Below are 12,686 nucleotides of genomic sequence, written 5' to 3' on the forward strand. Positions count from 1 at the left end.
TCGAATGCCCGTAACTCAAGAACAAGCGACGTGGTTCGCTGGTGCTTTCCAGAAGCTCATTGCCAACGTCGACAAGGCAATCGTGGGCAAAGATCACGTGATCCGTTTAGTTCTGACGGCGCTGATTTCTGACGGTCACGTACTCCTCGAGGATTTTCCGGGAACGGGCAAGACGGTTCTGGCAAAGGCTCTCGCGAACACCCTCGATGGCACCACGTCGCGCATTCAGTTCACCCCTGACCTTCTTCCTTCGGATGTTACGGGCGTGCAGATTTTCGACCAGTCGAAGGGCAAGTTCGAGTTTCACCACGGACCGATCTTCGCCTCGATCGTTCTTGCAGACGAGATCAACCGCGCTAGCCCCAAGACTCAGAGTGCGCTGCTCGAGGTGATGGAAGAGGGTGTCGTCACGATCGACGGGGAAGGGCATCCGGTCGGAGCACCGTTCTTGGTTATTGCAACCCAGAACCCAGTAGAGCAAGCCGGAACTTACAAGCTGCCGGAAGCCCAGCTCGACCGCTTCCTCATCAAAACCACGCTGGGGTACCCCGACAGTGCCACCGCGGTTTCGCTCTTGATGGATTCGGGAACGCGGGCACGAGCCTCTCTCGTGTCGCCAATCATCAAGCCAGAATCGATCGTGGCGATGGCGGCGCTTGCGGCAGAAGTGTTTGTCGACGAATCGGTCATGCAGTACCTCAACAGCATCGTTGAGGGCACCCGGAAAGACCGAGACGTGGTGCTCGGTGTGAGCATGCGTGGCGCCATGGCGCTTGCCCGGGCGATTAAGACCTGGGCGATCACCCAAGGGCGCACCTATGCGACTCCGGATGATGTGCGGGATCTCGCCGTTCCCGTGCTCGCACACCGCGTCATCCTCGACCCCGAATCTGAGTTCGCTGGGGTGCTCGCCGAAGACGTCATCAACCGCATCTTGGTCGACATCGAGCCGCCCGCGTACCGCGCGTCGTAACAACTGCGTTTTTCATGACTACTGATTCTTCTGTGCTTCCCGAACAGCGCTCCGAAGCCGAGCCGGCACCCGTGCCGAGCCCGGCTGCGGAGTCACGCCCACCAGGGCCCTCAACTAAGGGTTCCGGTCCGGGCCCGGTGGCACGAACATCAGAATCACTTCGTCGAGTATTTCGCGGCTTGGTGGGGTTGCTCACTCCGGTATTTCGGGCGCTGAAGCGAATCTTCGGCCCGATCGTCGGCGTCATCACTCCGTTGGGTTGGTTGGTGTTGTTGCTCGCCGCCGTCGCCCTCACTCTCAGCATCGTCTTCGGCTGGCAAGAGTTCACTTTTCTCGCCACCGTGTTGTTCGCCGCAGTGGTGGTGAGCAGCGCCTTCCTCTTCGGGCGCGCCTCGTACGGTGTGGTGGTCGAGCTCAATCCGCGCCGTGTTGTTGTCGGCGATCGGGCGCTCGGGCGAATGCTCGTCACTAACGTGGGGCCGAGAGCGCTACCCCCGACGCGCATGGAACTGCCCGTCGGAAAGGGCGTCGCGGAGTTTCAACTGCCCGCTATGAAGCCCAAAGAGCAGCATGAAGAGCTGTTTGCTGTGCCCACCGCCAAACGCGCCGTGATCGTCGCTGGCCCCGCGGAGTCAGTGCGGGGAGATCAGATCGGCTTGTTGCGCCGCGCTCTGAAGTGGGCGGATGCGGTGGACCTGTTCGTTCACCCGATCACCGTTCGTTTGATCCCGTCTGCCGCCGGCTTAGTGCGAGACCTCGAAGGTCAGGTATCGAACAAGATCACCAACAACGACATCGCGTTCCACGCTCTGCGGCCCTATGTTCCGGGCGACGATCGCCGTTATGTTCACTGGCGCACGTCGGCTCGCATCGGTCAACTGATGGTGCGGCAATTTCAGGAGACTCGACGTTCGCAGCTGACCATCATCCATTCGTCACGCAGCGATTTGTATGCGTCGGAGGCGGAGTTTGAACTGGCGATTTCGGTAACGGCGTCGATCGCCGCGCAGGTAATTCGCGACGGTACGCAAATGAACGTTGTGAGCGAAACTGGCCTCTGGAAAACACAAACGGTGACGTCGATGTTGGATGCGTCGTGCCGTATTGACCCCGTTGCTGACCGCTCCGAAACTGTCCGCAGTTTCGCGCGCGAACAGACTCGTCGCTTGCCTGCCCCCAGCGTAGTCATGATCGTGGCGGGGTCACAGATGAGCACCGCCGATTTTCGCAGCGTGCAGTCGCTATTCGGTCAAGACACGAGCCAGGTCGCCTTTCACGTGGTCGCCGGTGCTGAACCGAAAATTTCGGCGGTCGCCGGATTGACGGTTATTACCATTGGTGATCTCAGCGATCTCTCGCGACTCGTGCGGGGGTTGGGCGGTTGAGCGCACCAGTGCAGCCCGCAGGGCTGAGAAAGTTGAGCCCGCGTACGTGGGCCGATGTGAGCATCGTGCTAGCTCTCGTCGCCATCGGGCTCCTCGGATTCGAGCCTTCGTTCGGGGGTTACAGCTTCCTTGTTCCCGCATTGGGCGGACTAATCCTTGGCGCGGTGACAGCAATCGTTGCGAGCCTCTGGCGACTCAACATCGTCATGACAATCACGATCGCCGTGGTCGCTTACTTTGTGTTTGGCGCGGCCATCGCCGTTCCGCAGCAGGCGCTTTTCTTCGTGCTCCCCAGCCTTCAAGCGCTATCGACAATAGCGGTAGGAACGGTCTACGGCTGGGCAGATATCGTCACGCTCAACACACCGATTGAGGCACCGCAGCACATCACGGTGGTGCCCTACCTCGCCACGTGGCTAGTCGCGCTGGTGTCGACATCGCTTGCTACCCGTTGGTTGCCCGGCAGCACTCGAGCAGCGTGGCGGTATGGCGTTGTGCTTCTCGGACCGCTGGCTATCTATCTCGCGAGCATCCTGATTGGCACCGACGATCCCTACCAAGCAGGGGTTCGCGGCGTTGGTTTCGCCGTTCTCGCTCTGATCTGGTTGGGGTGGCGTCGGGCAGGCGACAACGTCGCGCAGGCTGGAGCACAGCGGATGCGCTCGCGCAAAATCGCCGGCACCGCCGTCGTACTCGCCGCCGCGGTGCTTCTCGGCGGGGGAGCGGGCTGGTGGATTGCTCCAGCACAAGACCAGCGTTTTGTGTTGCGGGATGAAATTGAGCCGCCCTTTGATCCGCTCCAGTACCCGAGCCCGCTGTCGGGTTTTCGGCATTACACCAAGCAGGTGACCGACGATGTGTTGTTCTCGGTGTCTGGTTTGAAACCGGGCGATACGGTACGCCTAGCAACGCTCGATACCTTCACCGGCAAGCTGTGGAACGTCACCGGGGCCGAATCGAGTGCGGAAGGATCTGGCACCTTTAGCCTTGTGGGCCGCGCGTTGCCGGAACAATCCTTCATCACGCCGGAGCGTCGCACCGGGGTCACCTTCACCATGGAGACCTACGCCGATGTCTGGATGCCCAGCATCGGCTATCCGACAGATCTCGTTTTCACTGCGGGCGATGCGCTGGATGCTCGTGACACGCTTCGCTACAACGATTCGACGGGAACAGCGGTACTCACCGCGGGCCTTCATAACGGCGACACGTACACCATCGACGCGATACTGCAGCAAGTCATTTCTGCGGAAGATCTCGCGGATGTAGCGGTGGCGGCAGTCGAGCTGCCTCCGGTCACGGCAAGCCCCGACATCGTCACCGCGAAGGCTCAAGAGTACGCAGCAAACGCGACCACGCCCGCTGCACAATTGCAGGCTATCCAGCTGGCGCTCACCTCGACAGGGTTTTTGAGTCACGGTCGCGCCTCCGACACCGTACCTTCTCGGGCCGGGCACGGCGCCGACCGCATTGTCGACCTTCTCGAACGCAACCAGATGGTGGGAGATCAAGAGCAGTACGCGTCAGCATTTGCCCTCATGGCACGCAGCTTCGGCTATCCCGCTCGAGTCGTAATGGGTTTCGCCCCGGAGATCGCTGACGGCCAAACTGTCGAAGTCACGGGAGACGACGTCACCGCCTGGGTCGAGGTTGCCTTCGACGACGTGGGCTGGGTCGCGTTCAATCCGACCCCGGATGAGACTGACATCCCTCAAGACCAGACGCCCAAGCCACAGAGCGAGCCTCAACCGCAGGTGCGCCAACCTCCCCGAGCCGAGGCAGAGCCAGAAGACCTGCTCACGCCGGTCGAACTTGAGGAGAGCGACGAAGAAGACGAAGGTCGGGCGTTTGCGATTCCCGGTTGGGCGTACGTGGTCGGGCTCAGCCTGCTGATTCCCGCAGTCATCCTGCTCGTTCCGTTGCTGATTATCGGGATTTACAAGGCACGCCGGGCGCGTCGTCGTCGCGAGGCTGCTGCTGCCCATGATCAAATCGCGGGCGCGTGGGAAGAGCTCGTCGACCAGTACTCAGAGCTGGGATACAGCGTCCCGCCAAAGGCCACACGAGTGATGGTCGCCGAGCGAATCGACGCTCAAATCGTCTCAGAAGAAGCGCGCCCGGCCACTCTGCGCCCCATCGCCGTCTCCACTGACGACGCAGTGTTCTCCGGCCGAGAGATCTCAGCGGAACGCAGTGACGAAGCATGGTCGGCCGCGCGAGCTGCGATCGATGACGGCAAGTCTCGACTCACTGTGCGTCAAAGAATTGCCAGTCGTTATCGCATCCGGTCAGCCCGAGATTGGGCTGCGAAAGTCTCATCGAAGAGAGAAGACTCATGAAGCTGAAACTCACTCTCACGAGGGCATCGCACCTCGACGACGACATCGTCGTGACGACCGACGCCGCCGCCACCGTTGCGGATATCGCCACAACGATCGCGCGCGTCGATCCGCTGCGGGCCGGTGTGGCAGCTGACAACCGCCCGCTTACTCTTCGTGCAGCCCTACCCGGCCAAGATGAGTGGCTCGTGCTGCATCCTGACGCCGCAATCGGTGAAGCCTGGGTGGGTTCCGGGGCGAAAGTCGAGCTCTCTGATGCCGGTGTTTACTTCGCGGCAAAGGGGTCGGGGAATTCCCCTCAGGTGGCAACCATTCGGGTGATGAGCGGGCCAGACGCCGGCAGAGAGTTTCCGCTGCGTGCAGGGTCCGTGACCCTCGGCCGAGATTCCTCGTGCGACGTGGTTCTCAGCGACCCGCTGGTTTCCAAGCGCCATGTGAGGCTAGAAATATCTGACGTCGTTGAGGTGGTTGACCTTGGATCAGCCAACGGCGTAGTCGTTGATGGTGGGCTGGTGCCACGGTTGCTCGTCACGCAGTCGGAGAGCATCCTGGTAGGAGATTCCGAACTGCGCATTGACGTGGCGGAATCTGTTGCGTCGCGAGGGCTTGTTCAGCGACCGGGGCCGGTCATGTTCAATCGTTCGCCGCGAGTCGAGACGCGGTACCCGGGCCGCACTTTCACTGCTCCCGAAGTGCCGGCCGAGAAAGAAGACAGCACCTTCCCGTGGTTAGCCATGGTGGCGCCGGTGTTGCTCGGTGTGAGCATGTGGCTGATTTTCGACCGTCCGGCAGCGCTCCTTTTCGTTCTCATGTCGCCGATGATGCTGATCGGTAACTACTTCATGAACAAGTCGAAGAATAAACGGAGCTTGAAAAAGGCAATCGCGAAGTTCGACATCCACTTGGCAACTCTCTCCGAACAACTGGCGGCCGAGCGCGTAGTTGAGCGAACGGCGCGGCTTGCAGAGTCTCCGGCGACGTCGGAGACTCTTGATCAAGCGCTGCGGCGCGGTCCGCTCATGTGGACGCGGCGAGCCGAGCACTGGTCCTTCCTCAACATCCGCTTGGGCGTCGGCACAATGAAGTCACGAAACGTCGTCGAATCTTCCTCTCGCGGCGACCTCCTGCCTGAGTTTCAAGAACGGCTCGACGTTGTGATCTCCGATAACGAGCGAGTTTCTGGGGTGCCAATCGTCGATAACCTCTTCGATTCGGGCGCGCTTGGTATCGCTGGTGACCCAGCTGTCACGGCGAGTGTCGTCAACGGACTCGTGGTCCAACTCACTGCATTGCACTCGCCAGCCGAGCTGGTCGTTGCTTCCTTAGTGACACCGCAGTGGTCGCGCGAGTTGGGGTGGCTGAAGTGGATGCCTCACACGTCGTCTCCGCAAAGCCCACTGGAGGGTAGCCACCTCACCGATAGTTCGTCGAGTTCTGCGGTGCTGCTCGCTGCCTTAGAGGCAGTGGTCGATCAACGTCTGAAGGATGCGAAGGCGAGCCGTCGCGGGGCGATGGCTCAGCGTCGAGCAGCTCTCGAACGCGGCGCCGAGATCGGGGAGAACTCAGCAGAGGAAGGCACGAAGTCTCCGATCCCCGCGATCGTCGTTCTGATCTCTAGCGATGTAGCCGTGGATCGAGCGCGTCTTGTTCAACTCGCGGAACGCGGTGCTGATGCGGGCGTCTTCCCCCTGTGGTTCGCGCCGACGCTCGACGAGTTGCCTGCGGTCTGCCGAACCTACATGAGTGTGACCGCTGACGCGCCCTTAGCGACCGCGGGCTTAGTGCGATTGGGAGAGGCAATAACCGACGTTGAGGTAGAACACGTTGGTGCGGACCAGGCATTGGAGTTCGCGCGTCGCCTATCGCCCGTGATTGATGCTGGAGCCGTCGTGGTGGATGACAGCGACCTACCGCGGTCGATCTCGCTCGTGACGGTGCTCGGCCACGAGCTTGTCGAGGCAAGCGACGCTGTTGTCGACCGCTGGCGCCAGAACGAGTCCATCCACGACCGGACTCCCGGCGCACGCCCGAGCAAACGCCGCTCGGGAAAGCTGCGGGCAACGGTAGGTAGCGCCGGCATCGATGCTATGCACCTTGATTTGCGTACGCAGGGTCCGCACGCTCTGGTGGGCGGAACCACGGGTTCCGGCAAGAGTGAGTTTTTGCAGGCATGGGTGCTGGGCATGGCTGCCGAGTACAGTCCTGATCGGGTGTCGTTCCTCTTTATCGACTACAAAGGTGGCGCGGCGTTCGCCGATTGCGTCAGCCTGCCGCACTGTGTTGGTTTGGTTACCGACCTGAGCCCGCATCTCGTTCGTCGTGCCCTCACAAGCTTGCGGGCTGAGCTCCACTTCCGGGAACACCTGCTGGTTCGCAAAAAAGCGAAAGACCTTCTTGAACTGGAGAAGCGCGGTGACCCGGAGAGCCCACCCGCTCTGGTTTTGGTCATCGACGAATTCGCGGCGCTCGTGGGGGAGGTGCCGGAATTTGTGGATGGCGTCGTCGACATCGCTCAGCGCGGGCGTTCGTTGGGCATCCATCTCATCATGGCAACACAGCGCCCTGCCGGTGTGATTAAAGACAACCTGCGCGCGAACACCAATCTTCGAGTGGCGTTACGCATGGCGGATGAGTCTGACAGCAGCGATGTCATCGGTACAAAATCGGCCGCGCACTTTGACCCCTCTATTCCTGGTCGCGGTATCGCGAAGACGGGCCCGGGGCGTTTGCAGCAGTTTCAATCCGGGTATGCGGGCGGCTGGACATCACGGGATCCCGAACGACCGAGCGTGGAGGTTGCCGAGTTGCGTTTCGGTGGGGACGTTCCCTGGGAGGAACCACGAGTTGATGCCGTTGAGGAATCGCGGGACCTTGGCCCCACTGACCAACAACGGCTGGTGTCATCGATTGTCACCGCGGCATCCTCAGCGGGCATTCCGGCCCCACGACGCCCATGGCTCGATGAAATTTCTTCTGTCTACGACTTGTCATTGCTTCGCCAACGAACTGACCGTGAGTTACTGATCGGCGTTTCCGATCTCCCTACGCAACAAGAGCAATTACCGGTCTACTTCTTACCGGATGTCGATGGTCACATCGCCATCTACGGTACTGGTGGTTCCGGAAAGAGTACGGCGCTGCGCACACTGGCGAACGCTGCCGCGATCACTCCTCGCGGTGGCCCTATGGAGGTCTACGGGCTCGATTTCGGCACGGGCAGTCTGCGGATGTTGGAATCGCTGCCGCACGTTGGCTCGATCATCAGCGGGGACGATTCTGAACGCGTCATTCGCCTGTTCCGCTATCTGAAAGCTCAACTAGAGTCACGAGCGCCCCGCTTCGCCGCGGCAAATGCCTCGAGCATCACCGACTACCGCACTTTGGCCAACTCTCCAGCAGAACGGCGAGTGCTATTGCTGATCGACGGCTTCCCGTCGTTCCGTGAAGACTGGGAAGTGGCTAGCGGCCGGTCGGTCTGGTACGACGTGTTCAAGGACATTCTCAGCGATGGGCGCCAGTTGGGCATCCACGTGGCGTTCACTGCTGATCGCCCCGGTGCTGTTCCGTCGTCGGTGGGGGCGAGCATCCAACGTCGCGTTATTCTGCGATTGGCCGATGACACCGGCTACAGCATGCTCGATGCGCCGAGCGACATCTTGAGCCCTTCGTCGCCGCCGGGGCGCGCGATTGTCGATGGACGAGAGACGCAAGTCGCCGTTCTCGGCGGGTCCGTTTCGATGACCGCACAGTCAGCCGCCGCCGAGAAGCTGGCGCAGTCAATGCTGCGCGCGGGAGTGACCCCAGTAGATCCGATTCGAGCGTTGCCCAAGGAATACTCCGAATCGGCGTTGCCGGATCGTGTCGACACCAAGATCACCCTCGGTGTGAGCGATGAAGCCCTAGAAGCCGTCGGTTTGGAACCGGCGGGAACGCTTCTGATATCTGGTCCGCCCGCAAGCGGTCGAAGCAATGCGCTTCAGTGGCTTGCCCGCTCGGTCGCTCGCTACGACACTTCTGCGCGGCGCTATTATCTCGGTAACGCTCGCTCGGGGCTGGCCGGAGCGCTCGAGTGGACGAGCGCGGCGACGACGGTGGAACAGGTCGCGGCTCTCGCGAAGGACCTTTCTGCTGCAGTGAGTGATCCAGAAACAGAGGGCAAAATTTCTGTCTTCATCGAGAACATTTCTGACTTCTTGCAGACTCCCGCTGATGCTGCGATCGTCGAGTTAGTTAAGGCGGTGAAGCGCAGCGAGCACCTGCTCGTCGCCGAGGCAGAGACAACGTCGTGGAATGCATCGTGGCCGTTGTTCGCCGAAATCAAGAACGCGAGACGGGGTCTGCTGTTGCAGCCCGACTCAATCGAGGGCGACATTCTGCTCAAGACTCCGCTTCCGCGCGGTAGCCGCAGCGAGTTTCCTGCTGGCCGGGGAATGTTCATTGCTCGCGGCAAAGTCTCTCGGGTGCAGCTGCCCCTGCTGTGACCGCACGATGGGGAGCGCTACCCATCGCTTTAGTGGGATTGACTCAAGTATGGTCGCAGTAACGCTTACGAAAGGACCTCATTATGGCAGCCGACCAGCTCATCGTCGACACTGATCTGCTTCGGACGACCGCCTCTCAGGTCGAGCGCGTGAGAGACACTTTTGAGGGTGCGGCACGAGACATCGATGACGTCGCCGCGGCCGTCGGGCACGCCGGTCTCGCCAATAAGGTGCGTGGTTTTGTGAACAACTGGGACTTCCGCCGTAGTGAGCTGGTCGAGCAGCTCGCCACCATTCGGGACAACATGATCGAGGTAGCAGATGGCTTTGAATCGGCCGACTGTGAACTGGGCAATGCTCTTACCGATCCGCAGCCTAGTTCCGCGAGCAGCGGTGCGGCTCGGGTCAACCGGGGGATGGTGTGATGCGGCCGTCTGATTGGGCACCTGTCGGCTTCGATCACGACCCGGTTCCGGGCGATCCAACAGTGGTGAGTTCGGCCGCGACGGATTATTCGACGATCGCTACCACCCTCGAGAATGCGGCAACCAACCTTCGCGGCATCGCAGGCGCGGACGAGTGCGTTAGCGAGGCGGTCGCTGCCATCATGGAGCAGGCCGAGGAAGTTGCGGCGAGGCTCGATAAAGCTCAGACGCGGTACGAGGGAGTAGCGGCGGCGCTGAGTATTTATGCGGTACCGCTGAGCGAGGCCCAAACCTGGTCGGTTGATGCTCTGGATGCTGCCGTAGTTGCGCGATCGGCGACAAACGCATCCGTGGAAGACGCTGAGTTTTATGAAGCTCGGCTTCGTGAGCCCGATTTGTCACCGGAGCTCGAGTCGTACTACGAACGGCGCCGGACCGAAGTATATGCGGAACTCCAATTGCACGATGGTGCACTTGAGGATGCGATTGCGAGACTCCAAAACGCGATCGAGCACCGAGATTCTGCTGCCTCTGCCGCGTCATCCTCCATCCATGACGTTGAGGAGAGCAGCGGCCTGAACGACTCGTTTCGGGACAACACCGTTCAGTTCATTGAAGAGAATAAGGACACAATCGATTTGATTGTGAACATTATCGGCTGGGTGGCCACGATCGCAATGATTGTCGCGATCGCCATTCCTGGCCTCAACGTGATCGTGGGGACATTTCTCCTCATTGCCGCTGGAGTCCAGGCTCTCAACGCCGCCTTGCAAGGTCTTGCAGGGACGATGTCGCCGGCGGAATCGATTATGAACATTGCTTTCGCAGCGCTTACTTTCGTTGGTGCAGGCGTCGTTGGCAAATTGGCAGCGAAAACGATGACATCGACTCAGGCTACGGTGGGCACGGCCTACCGTACGAGTTACGCAGGAAGCGGCATAAAAGGTATGACTCAGTCTCGAGCGCTGGATTATGTCGATTCCATTGCGAACGTCAGTCACGTCAAGGGTCTCACTTGGGGAATGCGCCTACTAAACGCTGGGGGAGATTTCCGCGAGGTCGTGAAGATTCAATCGATGGCGAATATTCAATTGCTCTCCGGGGCTAACGCCACCGGTGCGGCAAGTGGCCTTTTTCACCTGAGTAAGGTGTCCGGTGTATTTACTTTGATCGGTACAGCCGGCCAAGTATTCGGTATTCCGCAACGCCTCGGGAACGCGATCGGAGACGTTTCATGACGGGTAGGAAGAAAACAGCAGGATCTACAAACAATCGAGAGCGCAACGGGCTCGGTTCCCTTCGCGGGCTCAATATATTTCTTGCGGTTGCGGGGACCGCAACCGCAATAGGAGTGCTTGCTTTGCTGGCTGGGGTGGTCCGCAGCTCCTCGGTCTGGCCCACTGAGGGTTTTGCCGAATGCGCAGGCGAAGTAGCGTGCGTCTTGGGAGTGAGTCTGTCCCAGGCCTGGCCGTTGTGGCTCGGAGGATTCTGGGTTCTGTTCCTCGTACTGGTTGTGGTGGCGAGCGCACGAATGCCGGGGCCCCAAGGATCCGTGGCTCGTATTCAGAAGAGTCTGGTGGGTCAGCGCACCGCGCAGGGACAGCGCATCGGTCATGTTGCGGGCTGGGCATTGTTCATCTCGTCGCTTGTTTTTATGTTGACTCTTGTGCTCGTCCCCTTGGGTGCTGGAGGTGTTGCCCTTGCGACCTGGTCGAAGAACCGAATCTCGCAGTGCTCAGACGACCGGCTCTGCGTCGTCTCGGCCATCCCTGAAAACGTGCTGCCGGTGTGGATTGCGTTTGCCTGGATCGTTGTCATTGCGGCGGCGTTGGCGGTGTGTTGGCACCCGTCTCGGTGGTGGATGCCGGACGCGCAGCCGCGACGTGGGCTTACGGTCCGTGTTGACACGAGACCGCTGTGGATCGGCGGGCATGCTGTCGTAGCTGCTTTCATCTGTGCCGCGCTGTCCTTGGGAGTTCATCAGCGCGGAAACGATGTGTATGCGCCAGAGTATTTGTGGGCGACCCTTGCCGCGGCGACGGTAGCTGTTGTCGCAAACTATCGGCATCGCAAATTGGTCGGCACGGTTCCTTTGCATATAAAGGAGTCCTTCTTTCTCACCGCAAGTTCCCCTGCAGCAGCTTTTAGCCCCGAATGGCGCGCCAAACAACGCGAATTGCATCCTCGAAAGAAAGATGGCACCAATGAGGGCTGAAAAAACTGGGAGCGTGAGCGATGGTACTGGCGCAGCATCCAGCCTCCAAATGCCGTTCCGGGGCGCATTGCCTCGTCACGGGCGGAGGTGCATATGGTGAACGCTCGGGCACGAGGGGCTTCTCAACGACGAATTCCGAAGGAATTGCGTTTCTTCAACAAGTTTGTGACTTTCGTGTCGATTCTCGCCGTAGTCGTTGGCATCGGGAGCGTGGCGCGAGCCTTGTACGTCTCACTCCTCTGGCCGACTAAACGCATCGCGGAATGCGCGGGAGATTTCGGCTGTGTCGCGGAAACGATCGCGCGTGACGGCGTGCCGGTGTGGACAGGGGCGCTGTGGTTTCTTCTCATCTCCGTGATCATCGTCGGAGGGATCGTTGCACCGCCACCTGCGGATGCCGTAACTCCAGCACAGCGCAACGAATCATTACGCACTGTGGGCGATCAACGAATCGCTCTTGTCGTGGGCTGGATCCTTGTCGCTTCGAGCTTCGGTTTTTTCGTGTTGCTCACTGGAGTGCCGCTCGCGGCCAACGCCGTTGCGCTCGCCACATGGTCCGACGGGGAAATCGAACGGTGCAAAGTAGACAGCGCATGCGTGGTCTCCGCCCTTTCGCAAAATTCTTTGCCGGTCTGGTTCGCGGTCGCCTGGGCGCTAATCGTGGCTATAGCGATGGTGATTTGTTGGAAGCCAGCACGGTGGTGGGTGCCTGTTCCGGGTCGCGGTCGCGTGTCGCTCATCCGAGGTTTCACTTCACCATGGTGGGTTCGTAGGCACGCTATGGCAATGACGGTAATCTCGGTGTAATGCTCACTAAGTGTCGTTTCGCGCGATAACGATATTTACGCGCTCGAGTACCTGTGGGTGG

At 60.3% G+C, this 12,686-nt stretch carries 8 protein-coding genes; all 8 read left to right on the forward strand.

The window, feature by feature from the left end; all coding sequences use genetic code 11:
• Window positions 1–4 precede the first annotated feature (4 nt).
• Complete coding sequence (locus I6E58_RS05850) at window positions 5–973, forward strand: MoxR family ATPase (protein ID WP_129071858.1); 969 nt, start codon at window positions 5–7, stop codon at window positions 971–973.
• Between the two features lie 14 nt (window positions 974–987).
• A complete protein-coding gene (locus I6E58_RS05855; protein WP_197131357.1) occupies window positions 988–2,358 on the forward strand; it encodes a DUF58 domain-containing protein in 1,371 nt (456 codons plus the stop codon).
• Between the two features lie 56 nt (window positions 2,359–2,414).
• Complete coding sequence (locus tag I6E58_RS14450; RefSeq protein WP_197131359.1) at window positions 2,415–4,697, forward strand: transglutaminase family protein; 2,283 nt, start codon at window positions 2,415–2,417, stop codon at window positions 4,695–4,697.
• Window positions 4,694–9,178 (forward strand): FtsK/SpoIIIE domain-containing protein, encoded by a 4,485-nt coding sequence (locus I6E58_RS05865; RefSeq protein WP_197131361.1) that lies wholly within the window; start codon window positions 4,694–4,696, stop codon window positions 9,176–9,178. The genes I6E58_RS14450 and I6E58_RS05865 overlap by 4 nt, the downstream gene beginning before the upstream one ends.
• Window positions 9,179–9,261: 83 nt before the next feature.
• Window positions 9,262–9,603, forward strand: a complete 342-nt coding sequence (locus I6E58_RS05870; protein WP_129071854.1) for a hypothetical protein — start codon at window positions 9,262–9,264, stop codon at window positions 9,601–9,603.
• A complete protein-coding gene (locus I6E58_RS05875; RefSeq protein WP_197131362.1) occupies window positions 9,603–10,841 on the forward strand; it encodes a DUF2104 family protein in 1,239 nt (412 codons plus the stop codon). The genes I6E58_RS05870 and I6E58_RS05875 overlap by 1 nt, the downstream gene beginning before the upstream one ends.
• Window positions 10,842–11,050: 209 nt before the next feature.
• A complete protein-coding gene (locus tag I6E58_RS05880; protein ID WP_197131364.1) occupies window positions 11,051–11,818 on the forward strand; it encodes a hypothetical protein in 768 nt (255 codons plus the stop codon).
• Between the two features lie 93 nt (window positions 11,819–11,911).
• Window positions 11,912–12,625, forward strand: a complete 714-nt coding sequence (locus tag I6E58_RS05885) for a hypothetical protein (RefSeq protein WP_197131366.1) — start codon at window positions 11,912–11,914, stop codon at window positions 12,623–12,625.
• Window positions 12,626–12,686: the final 61 nt, after the last annotated feature.

This window comes from Salinibacterium sp. SWN1162, assembly GCF_015864675.1.
Classification (GTDB): Bacteria; Actinomycetota; Actinomycetes; order Actinomycetales; family Microbacteriaceae; genus Rhodoglobus.